The organism is Thermodesulfobacteriota bacterium (genome assembly GCA_040757775.1).
Lineage (GTDB): Bacteria > Desulfobacterota > UBA8473 > UBA8473 > UBA8473 > UBA8473.
Window position 1 is genome coordinate 1 of the sequence record JBFLWQ010000017.1, and the last position, 16003, is coordinate 16003.

General features: G+C 42.0%; 16 protein-coding genes. 1 reads left to right on the plus strand and 15 read right to left on the minus strand.

The window, feature by feature from the left end; genetic code table 11:
• The 15 genes from AB1401_10690 to AB1401_10760 all read right to left on the minus strand — a co-directional run.
• Window positions 1-691 (minus strand): methylmalonyl-CoA mutase family protein (locus tag AB1401_10690; protein MEW6615917.1); only part of this gene is annotated, 691 nt, incomplete at its 3' end.
• A 17-nt stretch (window positions 692-708) separates the two neighbouring features.
• Complete coding sequence (locus tag AB1401_10695) at window positions 709-1743, minus strand: C-terminal binding protein (GenBank protein ID MEW6615918.1); 1035 nt, start codon at window positions 1741-1743, stop codon at window positions 709-711.
• Between the two features lie 73 nt (window positions 1744-1816).
• Window positions 1817-3016 carry an ABC transporter substrate-binding protein gene (locus AB1401_10700; protein MEW6615919.1) on the minus strand — a complete coding sequence of 400 codons (1200 nt, stop codon included), beginning with the start codon at window positions 3014-3016 and terminating at the stop codon, window positions 1817-1819.
• 268 nt (window positions 3017-3284) lie between these two features.
• The gene (gene efp, locus AB1401_10705; protein MEW6615920.1) at window positions 3285-3857 is read right to left on the minus strand and encodes an elongation factor P; all 573 of its coding nucleotides are present in this window, start codon (window positions 3855-3857) and stop codon (window positions 3285-3287) included.
• 9 nt (window positions 3858-3866) lie between these two features.
• Window positions 3867-4940 (minus strand): aminopeptidase P family protein, encoded by a 1074-nt coding sequence (locus tag AB1401_10710; protein ID MEW6615921.1) that lies wholly within the window; start codon window positions 4938-4940, stop codon window positions 3867-3869.
• Window positions 4934-5383 (minus strand): type II 3-dehydroquinate dehydratase, encoded by a 450-nt coding sequence (aroQ, locus tag AB1401_10715; GenBank protein ID MEW6615922.1) that lies wholly within the window; start codon window positions 5381-5383, stop codon window positions 4934-4936. Before aroQ ends, AB1401_10710 begins: the two co-directional genes overlap by 7 nt.
• A gap of 76 nt (window positions 5384-5459) precedes the next feature.
• On the minus strand, window positions 5460-6059 hold the full coding sequence (locus AB1401_10720; GenBank protein MEW6615923.1) for a hypothetical protein: 600 nt from the start codon (window positions 6057-6059) through the stop codon (window positions 5460-5462).
• An 8-nt stretch (window positions 6060-6067) separates the two neighbouring features.
• Window positions 6068-7138 carry a 3-dehydroquinate synthase gene (aroB, locus tag AB1401_10725; protein ID MEW6615924.1) on the minus strand — a complete coding sequence of 357 codons (1071 nt, stop codon included), beginning with the start codon at window positions 7136-7138 and terminating at the stop codon, window positions 6068-6070.
• Between the two features lie 184 nt (window positions 7139-7322).
• On the minus strand, window positions 7323-8252 hold the full coding sequence (secF, locus tag AB1401_10730; GenBank protein ID MEW6615925.1) for a protein translocase subunit SecF: 930 nt from the start codon (window positions 8250-8252) through the stop codon (window positions 7323-7325).
• Window positions 8249-9838 carry a protein translocase subunit SecD gene (gene secD, locus AB1401_10735; protein ID MEW6615926.1) on the minus strand — a complete coding sequence of 530 codons (1590 nt, stop codon included), beginning with the start codon at window positions 9836-9838 and terminating at the stop codon, window positions 8249-8251. The genes secF and secD overlap by 4 nt, the downstream gene beginning before the upstream one ends.
• A 27-nt stretch (window positions 9839-9865) precedes the next feature.
• Entirely contained in the window at window positions 9866-10543 is a 678-nt protein-coding gene (locus tag AB1401_10740) for a methyltransferase domain-containing protein (protein ID MEW6615927.1), read from the minus strand.
• Window positions 10530-10859 (minus strand): preprotein translocase subunit YajC, encoded by a 330-nt coding sequence (gene yajC / locus AB1401_10745; GenBank protein MEW6615928.1) that lies wholly within the window; start codon window positions 10857-10859, stop codon window positions 10530-10532. Before yajC ends, AB1401_10740 begins: the two co-directional genes overlap by 14 nt.
• 140 nt (window positions 10860-10999) lie before the next feature.
• The gene (gene tgt / locus AB1401_10750) at window positions 11000-12118 is read right to left on the minus strand and encodes a tRNA guanosine(34) transglycosylase Tgt (protein ID MEW6615929.1); all 1119 of its coding nucleotides are present in this window, start codon (window positions 12116-12118) and stop codon (window positions 11000-11002) included.
• 5 nt (window positions 12119-12123) lie between these two features.
• The gene (queA, locus tag AB1401_10755; protein ID MEW6615930.1) at window positions 12124-13188 is read right to left on the minus strand and encodes a tRNA preQ1(34) S-adenosylmethionine ribosyltransferase-isomerase QueA; all 1065 of its coding nucleotides are present in this window, start codon (window positions 13186-13188) and stop codon (window positions 12124-12126) included.
• Window positions 13189-13255: 67 nt separating this feature from the next.
• Window positions 13256-13447 carry a DUF2065 domain-containing protein gene (locus AB1401_10760; protein ID MEW6615931.1) on the minus strand — a complete coding sequence of 64 codons (192 nt, stop codon included), beginning with the start codon at window positions 13445-13447 and terminating at the stop codon, window positions 13256-13258.
• A gap of 422 nt (window positions 13448-13869) precedes the next feature.
• Here AB1401_10760 and AB1401_10765 point away from each other — a divergent pair, with 422 nt between their 5' ends.
• A complete protein-coding gene (locus tag AB1401_10765; protein ID MEW6615932.1) occupies window positions 13870-15867 on the plus strand; it encodes an APC family permease in 1998 nt (665 codons plus the stop codon).
• Window positions 15868-16003: the final 136 nt, after the last annotated feature.

Sequence of the window (16003 nt, forward strand, 5' to 3'; positions counted from 1 at the left end):
GAGTGCAGTACTTTATATACTCCGAGGCTACCTTCAATGAATTCTCAGGCAAGAATGAACGCAGGTCCCAACAGGTTTGTCTGTAAAAGTTGGCAACAGTATGTCCACGCAGCTTGTGGGCAGGAAATCCCATATTTTCAGCAGTAACCTGATACATTGCCAGTGTTGGAAGAGATGTATCATACGTTGCGTACACAACCCCGGTCTTATCCAGGGGAAGATCATGAAAGAGGACTTCCATGTCCCTTGTGTTGCTCCAATTGCTTCCTACAAGACCAACCTGCCCTTTGGCAGCAGGATTGTCAGGGTCATAGCCCTCCTGAACAACCGCATCAGGGACAATAAAATATTGGGGAACCATGCCCTCATGGGCATCCAAACCCTCTTTCCTTAATAAATCGTATCGTTTGCGGGTTTTTTCTGGGGTACCGTATCCCAAACCCTGCTGTGTTGTCCACATAGAAAACTGATACATCAGAGGATAAGTCCCCCGGGTATAAGGATAAATACCGGGCATCGTGATCTGCTCGGCATGAGTTTCCTCAACATCTCCGGGTATATATACAGGTTTTATCTCAATGCCGGAATCTGTAAATAATGAGAGTTTTCTGCCTTTGTAATACCTTTCGCACTCTTTATCCCACTCTTTTTTAAACCTGTCTGTTTCTTCTATAGTTTTTTTATCAAACATCTCTTTTCTCCTTTATCTTACCTCCATTTTCCCAGAAATTTCTCCCTCACCTGCGGGTTCCGGAAGGCTATTTCCCTGGGCCAGCCGCCTTTCATTACGCTTACTATATCTTGACTTGGGTTCGTTCGTATTTGAGCATCCGCTTCTACAGAATACTGAGCAGTGTGAGGCGTAACGATGATATTGGGAAGTTTGAGCATAGGGTCGTCTAGTTGAGGAGGCTCCGGATCCCATACATCAACAGCTGCTCCAGCGATAATCCCCTGGGAAAGAGCAGCATATAAAGCTTGCGCATCTACCAGGCCACCACGGGCGGTATTCACTAAAAAGGCTGTAGGCTTCATCATCTTGAAATGCTCTAAGGTAATCATGTGGCGGGTTTCCTCAGTGAGGGCAGCGTGAAGCGAGACACAGTCAGAATCCTTGAGGAGGGTGCCCAAATCAGCAGGCTCTACTCCAAACTCTTCAATCACATTTCCGGCTACATAGGGGTCATAGGCTATGATCCTGGAGAAGAAGGGCTTGGCGCGAGGAACAACGCTACGAGGGATATGGCCAAAGCCGATAAGCCCCAAAGTCTGTTTGCTCAGACGAAATACCGGGGGCAATACCTTACTACGTATAGTATGAAAGCCAACCCTATCCCATTTTCCCTCCTTCACCGCTTCTATGGTGGGGATAAGTTTTCTTGTTGCTGCAAGCAGCAGAAGCATGGTATGATTTGCCACCTCCTCGGCACCGTAGTCAGGATTGTTAATAACAATTATACCATTTTCCGTTGCCGCCTTCAGATCCACTCCCTCATAGCCCATGCCTGGAATAGCAACCATCCTGCATTTCCCTAGTTTGTTTATAGTCTCTTTCGAGAGGGTCAGAATTCCATCAGTAAATACACCAATAACGACATCACCATCGGCAGCAGCAGCCAGGATCTCCTCCTCGGTCTGACACACCGTGGGTATATATTCCCCTCCTGCCCGTCTGATAATCTCTTCTCCTTCTGTAAAAGGAAACATCGGAAATGAAGTTACATTAACTACCTTAAAGCTCATTTGTTGCCCTCCTGTTAATTCAAGATTCTCTAATTATCAAAAACCTCAAAAAAAAGGATTAAAGTATCTTACCTTAAAAACTGGGTTTTCTCCAATCAGTAATTGGCACAAACTGTACATTTTTCAAATCAACTTTAAAAAGCTTACATAAATCCATTGGTTTATGACTTTTGGAAGTATATGTTATAAACCCAGTAAGACCATTTGTGTCAAAGTTCTTTATACTCTCAAGAGCATTCACAAAACTCTCAACATTCAGGTCATTGCCTGCCCTTTTCATAGCCTCTACATGCGTTACGGCAGTTACCCAACCATGGACATATTCTGATGATCTACCTTTTTTTTCAGGCTGATACCTTAATGTTACTTCTCTCAATTTGCCCATACCCGGACTTTTATCATCCCATGAACTAAAGCAATCGACGCTGATAAAATTTTCAGAGGCCTTTTTGGCTATTTCTATCAAGTCTTTTGAACAGGTAAAACGAGTCCCAAAAAAATTGGTCTTAAAGTTGAATTTTCTAGCATCCCGAAGCAGTGCCGCTGCATTGTCTGCTATGCCATGGATTATAACAAAGTCAGGTTCCACCCTCTTTAGGTTTAGAACTTGAGGAGTCGTATCCAAAACAGTAAGGGGACAAATTTCGACACCTGGGGGTTTGATGCCGTGAAATTTAGCTGACTCCCTGGCAGCCTTCAATCCAACGTGACCCATTTCACTGTCTGGACCTACGTAGACAATCTTCGGATCTTTTGCCTTCAGGTCCTTCATTATATAATCATAGATCAGCTTCACATTATCCTCATATGACGCTGCACTGCCAAAGACATACCTTTTGTATGGCTCGGTTATTATATCGGATAGACTGCCTGGTGTGTATATGACCTTTTGCTTTTCAATCTGCCGGAAAAGAGCACTGGCTGACGCAGTAGCAACGCTTGCCCATATGCCCAATACCCCATCCCTGAAAACAAGCTTTTTGAAAGCCGCTATAGATGAAGGTACTGAATAATGGTCGTCTTCTACAATCACATTAAACTTTCTTCCGTGAACCCCACCCTGGTCATTCATGTGAAGCAGATAGTTTTTAAACCCCCACATATGGTCTGTTGATGGCCTCGCAGCTGGTCCAGACAGGTCACATATGATTCCATAATTTATAGTATCCTTGCTTATACCTCTGACCTCCTTCGCGTATCCCACTGTGGTTGCAAAAAAGAATGAAACTGATACTAGAATAATCATGGCTAAAAACACTTCTCTCATCTTCATAATCAACTCTCCTTTTTAAAAATTATCTTATACTCATGTGTAACTCTGAGATTTAACCCAGTAAAAGAGTGAACGAGAGTTCCATCTGCTGCCAGGGCATAAGTTGTAAGAAATGGGTTTAAGCTATAAAAACGGGGGACTTAGGATTTAACCCAGTGCAGGTCCCCGACACATACCACAGATACGGACCAGCGTCAACCTTTCTTTATGGTTCAGAAATCAGGAGTCTATATTTTTATATTCCATCTAGTATGTCCTATTAGTTATGCTATGTTTGTCTTTTGTTAATCCTTTCAATGTAACCCCGTGTTCGGGTATCAATCTTTAGTACATCGCCTTCTTCTATAAACAAAGGTACCTGAATAACAGCCCCGGTTTCCAGCGTAGCAGGTTTGCTCCCTCCGGATGCTGTATCACCCCTTAACCCAGGGCCGGTTTTGGAAACGGTCAGTTCAACAAAGAACGGAAGCTCAATACCAATAGGCTGATTATTGTAGAAAAGGATATCAATAACGATATTCTCCTGCAGAAAATCCTTACCATCTCCCAATTGCTCTGGTGTAAGGTAAATCTGTTCATATGTCTCCTGATCCATAAAGTAAAATCTCTTTTCGGCATTATACAGATACTGCATTTTTCTTTCCTGAAGATCGGGTTTGCCAACCTTCTCCCCAGACCTAAATGTCCTCTCTATAACGTTACCGCCAATAAGGTTCTTTAATTTAGTCCTGACAAATGCACCACCCTTTCCAGGTTTTACATGTAGAAAATCCACTATCTCGTGAGGTCTTCCATCCAGTTCGATCTTTAAGCCTTTACGAAAATCTGGTGTTGAATACATAATTCCTCTCTAGTCAATCACCTGCAGCTCCTTTGGTAAAAATGTCAATCTTTCATATCCCCGGGAGGTAACCCTTACCATATCCTCTATCCTGACCCCTCCCCATTTTGGTATATAGATGCCAGGCTCTATAGTAAATACCATTCCTTCCTCTATTAACCCCTTGCCTAAAGGAGAAATATAGGGCATTTCATGAACCGCCAATCCTACTCCATGACCTGTTCCATGCCCGAAATACTTTCCAAAACCGGCTTTGCCAATATAATCCCTTGCTGCAGAATCAACTTTTATAACACTTACTCCAGGTTTAATAGCTTCAAAAGCTTTTTCCTGAGCCTCTTTTACTATTTGATAAATCTTCTTTTGTTTGGTTGTAGGTCTACCAACAACCAAAGTCTGGGTCTCATCAGAGTAATAACCATGGTATCTGGCTCCAAAGTCTATTACAATAAATCCCCCCTTTTCTATCCTTTTGCTGGTAGCAATACCGTGTGGCAAGGCTGATCTTCTGCCAGAGGCAACTATAGTATCAAAGGACACTTTTTCTGCCCCCTTTTTTCTCATGAGATATTCTATTTCCAGGGCAACTTCTCTCTCTTCTATGCCAACCCTGATCCTGCCTGCAACATCAAGGTAGCTCTCTGATGCAATCCTTACAGCATCTTTTATGAGTTTAAGTTCAGAACTTTCTTTTTTATCCCTCAAGCTGTCCAATCCCTCAGCAATGGGAATCAATTTGGTATCCTGCAGCCTTTCCAACAGCTTGTTGTAAACCTCAAAAGTAACGTATTGTGGTTCGAATCCCAGGTTCTTAATATTAAGTTTAAGGACTAGTTTCCCTATTTCTTCTTCCCTGTTGTCATACTCCCTGATGATAAAACCATCAGCCTGTTCTGATGCCTGGGTTGTGTACCTGGTACCTGTCAAAAAGTAGTTCCCATTTTGAGAGATTAATATGGCACCCTCACTTCCGGTAAAGCCACTCAGGTATCTTACATTGTCCAGATTTGAAACAATAACAGCATCTAAACTATGCTTTTGAAACCTTTCTCTTATCTTCTTAAGGGCAGTCTCCCTCAACATCTCCCTCCCTTTTTCACAATACCGATTGCTGCTCTTAACCCCAGAAGATAGCTGTCCAACCCAAAACCAGCAATCTGCCCCACAACAACATCTGCCAATATTGATTTCTTACGAAACTCCTCCCTCTGATATATATTAGACAGATGAACCTCTACAGTGGGTATACCTACGGCAACAATAGCATCTCTGATAGCCACACTAGTATGAGTATAACCACCGGGATTTATAACTATGGCATGAAATTTTCCCATTGCCTCTTGTACCCTGGTAACCAGATCCCCTTCAGAATTTGATTGAAAGGTTTCAACAGATACCTTTTCTTTCTTAGCAAGTTCCTCTATTTCTTTGTTGATTTCATCTAAACCGAGCTTACCATATATTTGAGGTTCTCTTTTCCCCAATAAATTTAGGTTGGGGCCATGCAATACAAGAATTCTTTTCATTTGAAAATACCCCTTTGATCCGCCTCTGGCGGAAGACGCCTGTCCTACTGATTATAGATCACCATCCTTACCTGAATTACATTGTTTGTTCCTTTAACCTTTCAATGTTGCCTAGCCATTTATTAAGGGTAGTTATGATCCTTCCAGTTTTAGAAGAGTCAAGGGGGATGTCCACCTCTGTTGAATCAGATCCCTTTATCTTTTCCATTAAACCCTCTATTTTCTCTCGGATTGCAGTATTCTCCGGATCCGCGGCCAGCATAACCCGGTAAATTTCCAATGCTCTCTTAAGGTGCCCCTGTTTTATGTAAATCTCCGCAATTGTATTTGTAGAAATTTTTATCTTACCATTGGTTTTTTCTTCAATTTCTTTTAATAAGGTTTTTTCTGAATTCAATATAACATCAATCTCTGAACACTCTGAACCATATGCAGAGAAAATATGATAAAACCTTTCAGCTTCTTCTATGTTCCCTTCTTTTTCATAAATCTCTCCTAACATCTTATAAATAATTACATTATTAGAAATAACGTTGGCAACCTTTTCCAGCTCTCTCTGAGCATCTTTCAGCATTCCCTTTTCAAAGTACAATCTGCCCAAACTCAATCTGGCATTCCAATCTCCTGGATTGACCTTTAGCCTGTCGAGGCATATCTGAATGACCCTGTCTAGCATACCATCCTTTAATTTAGATACTTAGAGATATCTTCTGCCCCTAAATCAGCAAATTTAACACGGCCAATATCCTCTGCCAAAACAAACTTTACCTTATTGCTTCTCATCTTTTTATCCAGTTCTATAACACTGACGTATTCATCTCTGGAGAATTCAGGCAGATCGGTTGGCAGACCGGCTCTTTGAATCAACGCCTTAATCCTGTGAAAAACATTTTTATTACAGATACCCATTTCAACTGATAAATGGGTTGCAGTTACCATACCTATAGCCACTGCTTCACCGTGTTTATAACTCTTATAATCCGTCAATGCCTCTATCGCGTGACCTATTGTATGCCCAAAATTCAAGATCGATCTTACTCCACTCTCTTTTTCGTCCTCCTCAACAACCTTTGCCTTAACAGAGCAACACCTTTTTACTATCCTCAAGACGTATTTTTGGTCCAACCCGAGGATTCTTCCCAGATTATCCTCTAAGTCCTTGAACAGAACGGAGTCCCATATAATTCCATACTTTATTACCTCAGCTAAACCAGAAATAAACTCTAATTTAGGGAGGGTCTTAAGTGTATCCACATCTATAAAAACAAGACTTGGCTGATAAAAGGCACCGATCAGGTTTTTACCCTTTGGATGGTTTACTCCTGTTTTTCCACCGACACTGCTATCCACCTGGGCAAGGAGGGTTGTAGGGACTTGAACATAAGGGATCCCCCGAAGGAAGGTCGCTGCAACAAAACCGGTAATATCTCCAATAACCCCCCCACCCAAAGCAACCAGGGCAGACTTACGATCCATCTTGAGAGAGACAAGTTTGTCATAAAGTATGCTTGTCCATTCCAGTGATTTGTATTCTTCTCCATCCGGGATTTCAATCGGAAAGACATTGAAGCCTGCATCTCGCAAGCTCCTCTCTACAGTATTTAAAAAAAACCCTGCCACTTCAGGATTTGTGACAATGCTGATTCTATCACTGAAATCAAATTCCCTTATGACCTTACCTAATTCGGTAAGGTTATTATAACCAAAGCATATGGGATAGCTTCTGTTACCAAGATTTACCGTTATCTTGTCCATTAAAATCCTTCGCTAATAATTGTTTCCCCCTGGACGGATGGTTTGAGACCTTTGAAAAATACGCACTTTGTCATTTCGACTGGAAGGAGAAATCTTATAAGTGACAGTTTGTATAGATTTTCAACGTTTTCTTAAGAAATGGGAACAACCGGTTATAGGAAGCAACTCTGGATCGAAAGAAAGGTTAACGCCTTTTACCTTTCCCTTTCTTGCCTGGGAAAAATTTCTCCCATAAGATTACTATGGGGCTAGCTACAAAAACAGTTGAATAGGTACCGGCAATGACCCCGACTATTAAGGCAAAGGCAAAGTCATGTATCACACTGCCACCCAGGATGAATAATGCAACAACTACAAAAAGGACTGTACCGGATGTAAGAATAGTCCTGCTAAGTGTCTCGTTAATACTGGAATTTATAATTACTTCCAGTTTTTTCCCGGCCATCTTTCTAAGGTTCTCTCTGATCCTATCGTATATGACTATAGTATCGTTTATTGAGAAGCCCACAATGGTCAGGACGGCAGCCAAAACCGGCAGGGTAAACTCTCTATCTGTTATAGAAAATGCACCTATAGTAATAATTGTATCATGAACCAGTGCCAGCACGCCCCCCAGGGCAAACCTGAATTCAAATCTAAATGTGATATATGCCAGAATACCGATCATCCCATAGATAAGAGCCATAAGCGCTTTATAACGCAGTTCCTTTTCTACCTGAGGGCCAACCATCTCTACCCGCCTTATCTCGAATCCATACTGCCCATACCTTTTTTGAAACGTTTCCTGAATCCTGTCTGACAATCCTTCATTGACAGAGGATGTATTTTTAACCCTGATTATATACTCATCGCCTTCCTTTTCGCTGTATTGCTGAATAATGCTGTCCCCCAACCCTATATCTCTTAAACCCCTCCTTATTTCACTTGAGCTGGTCTTCTCTTTGAATTTTATCTGAACTAATGTCCCTCCAGCAAAGTCTATACCAAAATTCAGGCCACCTTTAAGTATTATCGACAAAATACTGACTACAATCAATATGGAAGAGAGCAAAAAGGCGATCCATCTTTTCCCGACAAAATCTATGTTTATTTCAGGCTTAATAATCCTTATCATATGCTCAGTGCCCTCACTCTCCTCTTTGTCATGAGCAGATCGTATATAAACCTGGTTACAAAGATTGCAGTAAAGAAACTTACTAGAATACCAATGGTTAAGGTAACTGCAAATCCTTTAACAGGCCCTGTGCCAAATTGAAATAAGAGGGCAGCCGTAATCAATGTAGTAAGATTGGAATCGAGTATCGTCAGGAATGCCCTATCGTATCCAGCATCAATGGCGGATCTGGGTGTTTTACCAAGCAAAAGTTCCTCTCTTGTGCGCTCGAGTATCAGAATGTTAGCATCTACGGCCATACCTATAGTCAAAACGATCCCTGCTATTCCAGGCAGAGTGAGAGTTGCCTGAAAGGCTGCCATTGCTGCCATTATCAGTATGATATTAAGGACAAGGGCTATATTCGCAATAACACCAGAGAGCTTATAGTAGAAGGTCATAAAGAAGATAACAACTATCCCACCAATAATTACAGATACAATGCCGCTATGGATAGAATCTCTGCCCAGAGATGGGCCAACAGTCCTCTCTTCAATATACCTCACAGGGGCTGGAAGAGAGCCTGCCCGAAGAACAATGGCAAGATCATGTGCCTCCTCAGTAGTAAACGACCCTGTAATCTGAGCACTACCGCCTGATATCCTCTCCTGGATAACCGGTGCAGAATAGATATTTTTGTCCAGGACTATGGCAAGTCTCTTATTTACATTTGCAGCGGTAATCCTGTCAAACAATCGTTTCCCTCTGTTATCAAACTCCATAGTCACATACGGTGTTTGATACTGGCTGTCAATCCGCACTTTTGCATCGGTTATAACATCACCGGTCATCAAGGTCTTCTCTTTTAACAGATAAGGCTTTTTTACAACTCTCTCAGTCTCTCTATTCACAACCTTCTGGTATAGAACCTCGTCTCCTGAAGGGATGTTTCCCCCCAATGCATCCTCAATACTATGCTCATCGTCGACTAACTTGAATTCCAGGAGGGCAGTCTTTCCTATAAGGTCTTTGGCTCTATTTATATCTTTAATGCCAGGAAGCTGCACAAGAATATTTTTTTCACCCTGTCTCTGAATAATCGGCTCGCTGACACCGAATTGGTCAATCCTGTTTCTGATGGTCTCCAGACTCTGGTCAACTGCAAGCTTCTCTATATGTTCGACCTCCTTATTAGAAAACCCTAATCTAACTGAGAATCTTCCATCATAATCTTTTGTAGTCAGTTCCTTTAGATTGAAGAATTCAGAATCAAGAACTTCTTTAAATTTATCCACATAAGCGGAGTTTTGAAACTCAACCAGTATCTCATTACCACTGACCCTTTCCAGCTTACTATATCTGATTCCTTTCTTCAAAAGGCTATCTTTTAAATCCCCTGAAACTCTCTCAACCGCATTTTCTACTGCCTTAGAAGTTTCTACCTCTAAAAGCAGATGAGTACCCCCTTGAAGATCTAAACCCAATTTTATCTTTTTCTTTGGCCACCATCCAGGCAATTGATCAGAAATTGAAGCAGCTAAATAAACCAAAGCAACTATGGTAACTATCACAATCAGCAAGGCTTTCCATCTTAGATTACCGGGCATACCCACTCTCCAATTGTCTTTATGGTCTTATTGTTCCCCAATCCTTGAGTTTCCTACCTTAGTTCCTTGAATCACTTTGTACAATTTAAAAGGCCTTACAGGGACTACCTGATCAACATTAATACCGCTTGACTCTAATGGTTCCAACACATTTAGATCAGTAGCAAACCCTACCTTCCAGCATAAAGGAGAAATTATATCTTCAAGTTTGCCCAGAAACCCATTTCCACTCCTTGAGTGATTCACAACGATTATCTGTCCCCCTTCTTTACATACCCTCTTCATTTCGTGACATACTCTCAAGGGGTCACTTACTGTTGTAACTACATAGGAAGCAACAACCGCATCAAAGGTGTCATCCTCAAACTCCAGATTAAGTGCATCCATAATCTTAAAGGTAATGTTGTTGTAATTCCTAACCTTAGAAGCCCTCTTCATTGCCTTTGTAAGCATCTTTTCAGATATGTCAATTCCAACTATGCTGCAATCCGGTGGGTATAAACCAATAGTTAAACCTGTCCCCACACCAATCTCCAGAATCTTTAAGCCTCCATTTGCATTCAGCATGCTAATTGCCTTCTTCCTCCCTTGTTCCATAATCTTGCCGAATATTAAGTCATAAACTGGAGAATACAAAGAGTACACTTTTCCAATGTAATTCGAGTTTATCTTGACCACCCCCTTTACCTGTTTATTCCTTATCATTTACCTTACCCAAGCCTGCAATCTGGCCTCTGGAAACCCTTATACGAACCTTATCTGCTATCTCCAGGGTAACTATTGTATCGGTCAACCCTGTAATCCTTCCATGAATACCACCAGCGGTTACAACCGTGTCACCCTTTCTGAGATTTTTTAGAACCTCTCTGTGTTCTTTTGCCCTTTTTTGCTGTGGCCTTATCAATAAGAAGTAAAAAATCACAAACATCAAAATCAATGGAATAAAAGCACCTATCCCCCCTAGCCCCTTTGCACCACCGACAGCAGCATCACCGCCCATGGCATAAGCAATACCAACCAAAAAAATCACCTCCTCGTTAATGGTTTATTTTCAAGTTTTTATCTTTACCTGACTTACGACTTACGAACAATTCATATCAATTTAATTGAACCCTTATATCCTAATCCTCAGCTATAGTCAAATATTATGTCTCAGAATTTCTACAACTTATTGAAATTATTTTCACTTGAAAATTCTGTTCTAAACTCCGTGAACCTGTCCTCCTCTATAGCACTCCTGATCTCATTTATAAGCTTAAAATAGTAAGTTAAGTTGTGGATAGTATTAAGTCTGGGGGATAGTATCTCGTTGGCAATTAACAGGTGTCTAAGGTATCCTCTGGAAAAATTTTCGCAGGTATAACAATGGCAATTATCATCTAAAGGAGAATCATCATCAATATACCTGGCATTCTTTATCAATACCTTTCCTTTAGAAGTAAAAAGCATCCCGTTTCGGGCATTGCGTGTTGGCATTACACAATCAAACATATCAAACCCCAGCCCTATACTCTCAACTAAATCTTCGGGAGTACCAACACCCATAAGGTACCTGGGGCTATTCTCCGGCAGGAAGGGTAAAGTTTTCATTATCATCTCATACATCATCGGCCTGGTTTCACCGACACTCAGACCACCTATAGCATAACCATCGAAGCCAACCTCCAGAATGGACTCTGCACTTTTCTCTCTGAGGTCTCCGAACATACCACCCTGGATAATGCCGAAAAGGGCTGAATCTGCTGACCTCTTCGTACTCTTGCACCTTTCAGCCCATTTGCCGGTCATCTCAACCGAATTCAAGGTATAGGCATACGATGAAGGGTACGAGACGCACTCGTCGAAACACATCATTATGTCAGACCCAAGGGTCTCCTGGATCTCTATGGATTTTTCAGGCGATATAAAATGTCTGGAACCGTCAATATGTGACTGAAAATACACTCCCTCTTCGGTAATCTTTCTAAGTGCCGCAAGACTGAAAACCTGAAATCCCCCGCTATCAGTAAGAATAGGAAAATCCCAGCCCATAAATTTATGTAATCCACCTAATTTTCTAATGACTTCATGGCCAGGGCGCAGATATAAGTGGTAGGTATTGCTGCATATAACCTCTGCTCCAACCTCCTTCAAGTCTTGTGGGGATAGGGATTTTATCGCTCCCTGGGTGCCTACCGCCATAAAAGCAGGGGTTATAAATTCTCCATGTTTGGTTCTTACCCTACCTAATCTGGCATTGGAACCCGAATCCTTTTTTAGCAGGTCAAACTTAAAGTTCATATCAATTACAGTATCATCATCCCATCCCCATAACTAAGAAAACGGTATCCTGCTTCAATGGCTATTTGGTAAGCATCTGAGATAATTGCCCTTTCTGCAAAAGCAGATACCAGTAATAATGGAGTAGATTTAGGTAAATGAAAGTTAGTGATTAAGGCATCCACAATCTTAAACTGATAACCGGGATAGATGAACAGAGAAGTGTATCTCGCTGCTGGTTTTATTACCCTGTTTTCAACCACAGCGGACTCAAGGGCACGTGTAACACTCGTCCCTACTGCAATAATTCTTTTACCATTAGCCGCCACGTCATTTATTAAATCTGATGCATCCTGCTTGATTTCAAAATACTCAGCTTCTAACACATGATCTTCAACCTTTTCCACCCTTACAGGCATAAAAGTACCCAGACCTATATGAACTGTTATATAAACGATCTTCACCCCTTTTTTTTGGATCTTTGAAAGCAACCCTTCGGTAAAGTGTAATCCTGCTGTTGGAGCTGCAATGGCCCCCTTATTCCGGGCAAAGACTGTCTGGTATCGTTCCACATCTACTTGCCCACCTTTCAGTTTTCCATCCCTCTTGATATAAGGAGGCAGTGGCATCCTCCCAACCTTATCCAGGATTTCCTGAAAATCTCCGCTGGAACGAAACTGAATAATAAACTTTCCATTTGAGCCTTTTTCTATCACCTCTCCTTCTAAGCATTCATCGAAGAATATCATGGAACCCTCTTTGGGCGTTTTTGAGGATTTGATCAGGCATTCCCATACATTTAAATTTCCATTTCTATCTGGTTCTGCCGGTTTCAATTGCCTAAGAATCAATATTTCAACCCTTCCTCCTGTTTCCTTTTTCCCAAAAAGTCTGGCAGGGATTACCTTAGTGTCGTTCATCACCAGTACATCCCCTGGTTCCATAAAACAGAGTACATCACTGAATGCCCAGTGTTCGATTCTGTCGTCCTCTCTATTTACGAGCAGAAGACGAGAGGTATCCCTCTTTTCTATAGGATACTGAGAAATCAATCCTTCTGGAAGCATGTAATCGAATTCCTCAAGCCTCATCATGACCTCAACTGGTAAACCGTTTTCATCTTTATTCGACTTACAATTCACGATTCACGGCTTACGATTATTCCCCTCCCCTTGAAATATAGATGAAGAGAATGCCTGCACCCATGGCGATAAACCCAAACAACCTTAGCACATTGTCTGAAACCTCTGGAAGCTTACTTACCATCTTCTTAAACTTATCAGGAAAGGCAAAATACGGCAACCCCTCAATTATTAATACCAGACCCAAAACAGACAAAAAATACCTCAAAATATTCCCCTATTTAAGGGTTGTTACCCAAAAGGAAATTCCTTTGAGCACAGTCCCTTTATACAAGACTGTTGGGAAAGCATCTTAATTTTTTCTTTGATCATTGTCAAGAAATTACAGAGAAGCTCTGTGATTCAGGCATCAGACCTTAGACTGAAGACTGGCGAAGAATTATGGGCAAAAGCTCAAGAAGCCTTGAGAATACTCTCTACGAGATGGAATGCCAAGGGTTAATTATCGTATATAGAAAAGTCTGGTGTCTAAAGTCTTACGTCCAGTGTATGAATTGCAGATTGGAAAGATTTTCCGTTGAATTATTCCTTACCTTCTGATAGGATATTAAATAATCTCAGTTGATAGTTGTCGCTTATCTATAAAAAGAAATCAAAAAATCAGTTAAGCAAAGCAGAGTTAAGTTCTCTATGCCTTCAAACTCCCTTTACGCACGTATTAAAAATGCCCTTCTGGGAGAGACCCGTAACCCCTTAGACCCCAATATATTTCATACCCTGGCTTTGACTGCCTTCCTTGCATGGGTTGGGCTTGGTGCCGATGGGCTGTCATCCTCCTGCTATGGACCTGAAGAGGCTTTCCATGCCCTGGGCACCCACCGTTACCTGGCACTATATCTAAGCGCAGCCACAGCAATAACCATCTTTGTTATCTCTGCCAGCTATTCCCAGTTAATCGAACTCTTCCCTTCCGGAGGCGGGGGGTATTTAGTAGCCTCCAAGCTGCTGGGAAGTAAAATCGGTCTGGTTTCAGGTACCGCCCTTGTAGTGGACTACGTTCTGACCATCGCTGTTTCTATGGCCAGCGGGACAGATGCCATCTTCAGTTTCCTTCCCCTCGACTTTCAACCTTATAAATTAATGGTCACCATATTTCTTACTTTACTCTTAATCCTTCTTAATCTGAAAGGGGTCAAAGAATCAATCCAGTTTTTACTCCCCATCTTTATGGTCTTTCTCCTGACCCACATGGTGGTGGTCTTTTACGGGATATTTCGGCATGTAGGAGACTTGCCAAGCTTGATAGTAACAACAAAGGATAGAACCCTCACCGATGTCCAAACCCTGGGGTTTTTCCCTGTCCTCTACATCTTCATGAGGGCATTTTCTCTTGGTGGCGGCACCTTTACCGGAATAGAAGCAGTAAGTAACGGGATGCAGGCATTGAAAGAACCTCGTGTTCATACAGGGCGTCGAACAATGCTTTACATGTCCATCTCCCTGGCTTTCATGGCCGGTGGGATTATCCTCTCCTATCTTTTAAATCAAACCTACCCTAAAGCCGGACAGACCCTCAATGCCACTCTGGTGCAGGGCCTGATCAATTCATGGAACCTGGGTTCTAACCACTTTGGATATGTTTTCTGGCTTATAGTCCTGCTTTCTGAAGGGGCATTGCTTTTTGTGGCTGCCCAGAGTGGGTTTGTTGCTGGACCGCGTGTTTTGGCAAATATGGCTGTGGACAACTGGGTGCCCAGACAGTTTTCTCATCTTTCTGAAAGGCTGGTCATTAAAAATGGTATTTATATCATGGGGTTTTCTTCTATCGCTATTCTTCTGGTTGCCAGGGGTAAGGTAAGTTTTCTGATCGTCCTTTACAGCATTAACGTCTTTATTACTTTTTCGCTGGCTCAGTTGGGTATGTGTATCCACTGGTGGCAAGTCCGCCAGCAGGACCAGCGCTGGTCAAAAAAGATAGGTATTACCTTAATAGGCCTCATAGTAACTGTATCTATCCTGATAGTAACCCTTTCCATAAAATTCTTTGAAGGAGGCTGGCTGACCGTCCTGATTACCGGCTCTTTTGTCATAGGCTGTCTGATGACCCGTAAACATTATAATGGGGTGGAATGCTGTTTAAGAAGTCTGGATGACATTTTATTGAGTCTGCCCACCCCGGAAATGCCTGCTGAAAGACCATGCCGTAACCCTCAGTCACCCACAGCAGTCTTACTTGTTTCAGCTTACAGCGGGTTGGGGGTTCATTCCTTTCTCTCTATTCAAAAACTATTCCCGAATTATTATAAGAATTTTATCTTTATATCAGCCGGTGTAGTAGATTCCAGCCGCTTTAAAGGGGTAGAAGAGTTGGCTCAGCTGCAAAAATCCGTGGAGACGATGCTGCTCCAATATGTAAACCTGGCTACCCGCTTCGGATTCCATGCCGAATTTCGATGCCGCTTCGGGACTGACCGGCTGGATGAACTCGAGGCATTATGCCAGGATGTAGTCAAGGAATTCCCTCGTGCCGTCTTTTTTGCAGGCAAATTGATCTTCCAGCAAGAAAACTGGTTAAACCGATTCTTACATAATCAGGCTGCCTTCGCCACACAACGAAGGTTACAGTATCAGGGTTTACAGATGGTTGTCTTACCTATTCGGACCATGCCCAGAGAAACATCTTCGTAACAAACCAAACCCAGCACCGCAGGATTCTTCTTGACATACTATATGTTGTAGTGTAGATTAGCAATTACACAATATAGCAGTAACTAACTCGCTGTTACCAAAAACACATTAAAATCAGGGGGGACACCAAAATCAA

What these genes read in the sequence shown, in the direction of transcription:
- AB1401_10695 (MEW6615918.1), bottom strand. Translation starts at nt 1,743, where the DNA reads ATGAGCTTTAAGGTAGTTAATGTAACTTCATTTCCGATGTTTCCTTTT.
- AB1401_10700 (MEW6615919.1), bottom strand. Translation starts at nt 3,016, where the DNA reads ATGAAGATGAGAGAAGTGTTTTTAGCCATGATTATTCTAGTATCAGTT.
- efp (MEW6615920.1), bottom strand. Translation starts at nt 3,857, where the DNA reads ATGTATTCAACACCAGATTTTCGTAAAGGCTTAAAGATCGAACTGGAT.
- AB1401_10710 (MEW6615921.1), bottom strand. Translation starts at nt 4,940, where the DNA reads ATGTTGAGGGAGACTGCCCTTAAGAAGATAAGAGAAAGGTTTCAAAAG.
- aroQ (MEW6615922.1), bottom strand. Translation starts at nt 5,383, where the DNA reads ATGAAAAGAATTCTTGTATTGCATGGCCCCAACCTAAATTTATTGGGG.
- AB1401_10720 (MEW6615923.1), bottom strand. Translation starts at nt 6,059, where the DNA reads ATGCTAGACAGGGTCATTCAGATATGCCTCGACAGGCTAAAGGTCAAT.
- aroB (MEW6615924.1), bottom strand. Translation starts at nt 7,138, where the DNA reads ATGGACAAGATAACGGTAAATCTTGGTAACAGAAGCTATCCCATATGC.
- secF (MEW6615925.1), bottom strand. Translation starts at nt 8,252, where the DNA reads ATGATAAGGATTATTAAGCCTGAAATAAACATAGATTTTGTCGGGAAA.
- secD (MEW6615926.1), bottom strand. Translation starts at nt 9,838, where the DNA reads ATGCCCGGTAATCTAAGATGGAAAGCCTTGCTGATTGTGATAGTTACC.
- AB1401_10740 (MEW6615927.1), bottom strand. Translation starts at nt 10,543, where the DNA reads ATGATAAGGAATAAACAGGTAAAGGGGGTGGTCAAGATAAACTCGAAT.
- tgt (MEW6615929.1), bottom strand. Translation starts at nt 12,118, where the DNA reads ATGAACTTTAAGTTTGACCTGCTAAAAAAGGATTCGGGTTCCAATGCC.
- queA (MEW6615930.1), bottom strand. Translation starts at nt 13,188, where the DNA reads ATGAGGCTTGAGGAATTCGATTACATGCTTCCAGAAGGATTGATTTCT.
- AB1401_10765 (MEW6615932.1), top strand. Translation starts at nt 13,870, where the DNA reads ATGCCTTCAAACTCCCTTTACGCACGTATTAAAAATGCCCTTCTGGGA.